Consider the following 1982-nt stretch of genomic DNA (forward strand, 5'->3'; position numbering starts at 1 on the left):
TTTTGTCATTCAAGATTTCTATCTCATTATTGGCATCAGATAACAAATTTGCTAATTTTGATTGGTTTAGTTTAATGATAAAAGACTTTTTTTGCTCTTCATCGAGTACCCATTTTTCACCATTCCATTTACAAAATTCGAACGGTTGTAATAGGGTGAATCCCGCTTTAATTTTACCTAGATAATCAATTTCAATAGCCTCCTGTGTTTCGATATTATAGGCTGTTTTTTCTCTATGATCCTCGATGAGAATCCATTTACCGTTTTTTTCGCACGGATAATGCCCACTCCTAAATTCTGGGGCAACCCGTAACGCATTGTCAGGCGGCATTGTATCATCGTTAGCATCTAATTGATGTGTGTACGGTCTGAATTCGTTTGTGTTATCGTAATAATAATTGATCATTTTAAACTCCTAAATAAATAGCTGGGGTCGCTCCAATATTCAAAACCCTATTTTCGTTTGCAGTGGGTACTACATTTGACGCACGGAAATCATACCCCCATGCTGCCCAGTTTTTTTGGGGTGGAGATGCACCGTTTTCTGGATAGATTGCCGTCGAACCTCTAAATGCGCCACGAGCGTATACATCATGGTGATCTACAACTCCAGCATCGAAATGCCCATAAATGTCTCGTATAGCGTCATCCTCAACATGACCTACCTGTCGAGTAGTTCCATCAACGGCACGTATAAAAAAACCTCTACCATCTGGCGCAAATGCTGTTGGAACATTAATATATTGTAGACCGTTAATAGTTTTAATGGTAATGCGATGATCTTTTTTATAATTACTAGATAAACTATTTAGAGCCTGCCCCTGTGGCGAACTGAGTAAATAATTGTCTCCGTTCCTAAAATACCAGCCGAACGGCAATTCATCACGACGATTTGGCATAAAATCCCATTTCCCTATCCAGTCAGAACACACTAAATGACCACCTACCACGTAAATAGGTTTAATTTATTCTCAGTTTTTTATATTCACGACCTCGACTATCATTATATTTATCAGTCATTTGCTGGGATTTGTGACCCAATAATGTCATGGTGTCAATGCGTTGTTCTCTATATAAACGTTCTGATAGTGATCTGATTTCGTGAAATGTGGTAGGTGTTCCGTCCCAGTAATTCCGGCTAAAAACTCTATCGCGTAATCGTGAAAACTGACGCGTTATATCGTCTAATTTTATTTTTTCATTGTTGAGACATATTAAATAGTCATTATCAGTTGATTCAATAATGTCTCGTAAACTAGTGCTTATTTTTTTACATTCCAATTTTATCGGTAGCGCGATTTTTGCACCTGTTTTATATTGATCTATTAATAAATAATTTCGTTTAATATTTGATTTTTTCATTTCTGCTATATCAGAACGGCGTTGCCCTGTAACTAGCGCAAGCGTCATAGCATCATACATTATTTTATTTCCTGTTTTTTCCGCCTCATTTAAAATTTTCTTAAACTCAACAAATGTCATTCGTGAACGTTTCACAGTAACTTTAGGACATTTTATTGGTTCGGCGGGGTTCCTGTCATTCCAGCCCAGTGCGTATGCTTCTCGGAAGATATCTTTAAGTAAGTGGTACATGCACTTAGCGGACGGAGCTTTATCTTGATCTGTATAGATTTTGATAATTTTTGCAACATCGGGTGGTGTTATTTGTGAGATCGGTTTAGCGCCTATTTGCTGACGGATAACTTTTAGCAAATACGTTTTTATTTCGATTGTTTTGGGTTTTAAATTACGTTCGGCAAGAATTGTAATATATTCATCAAGCCAATTGTTAACGGATTTTGGATGAGTATTTTGGGGTTTAAATAATTTAGATATAAAAAACATGATTGCCTCATTAAGCTAAAATGTTTTTTATATCTGTTAAATTTATATTTATCAAGTCATTATTAAAAAATACTCTCCATGACTCACTATTATGATTGAGAATGAATAATTGAATATAATAAAATACTTTGATAATA

At 35.5% G+C, this 1982-nt stretch carries 3 protein-coding genes; all 3 read right to left on the reverse strand.

Annotation, left to right across the window (positions count from 1 at the left end):
* The coding region (locus A9G10_RS02660) for a tail fiber assembly protein (protein WP_065558139.1) at positions 1 to 406 on the reverse strand (406 nt) is incomplete at its 3' end.
* 1 nt (position 407) lies between these two features.
* Positions 408 to 899: a hypothetical protein gene (locus tag A9G10_RS02665; protein ID WP_143425934.1), complete on the reverse strand. Its 492-nt coding sequence runs from the start codon at positions 897 to 899 to the stop codon at positions 408 to 410.
* Between the two features lie 61 nt (positions 900 to 960).
* A complete protein-coding gene (locus A9G10_RS02670) occupies positions 961 to 1845 on the reverse strand; it encodes a tyrosine-type recombinase/integrase (RefSeq protein WP_065558141.1) in 885 nt (294 codons plus the stop codon).
* Positions 1846 to 1982: the final 137 nt, after the last annotated feature.

This window comes from Gilliamella sp. wkB308, from assembly GCF_001690185.1.
GTDB classification, from domain to species: Bacteria; Pseudomonadota; Gammaproteobacteria; order Enterobacterales; family Orbaceae; genus Gilliamella; species Gilliamella apicola_I.

Excerpts from the sequence above, each read along its gene's own strand:
- A9G10_RS02665 (WP_143425934.1), bottom strand. The coding sequence starts at position 899 with ATGCCAAATCGTCGTGATGAATTGCCGTTCGGCTGGTATTTTAGGAAC.
- A9G10_RS02670 (WP_065558141.1), bottom strand. The coding sequence starts at position 1,845 with ATGTTTTTTATATCTAAATTATTTAAACCCCAAAATACTCATCCAAAA.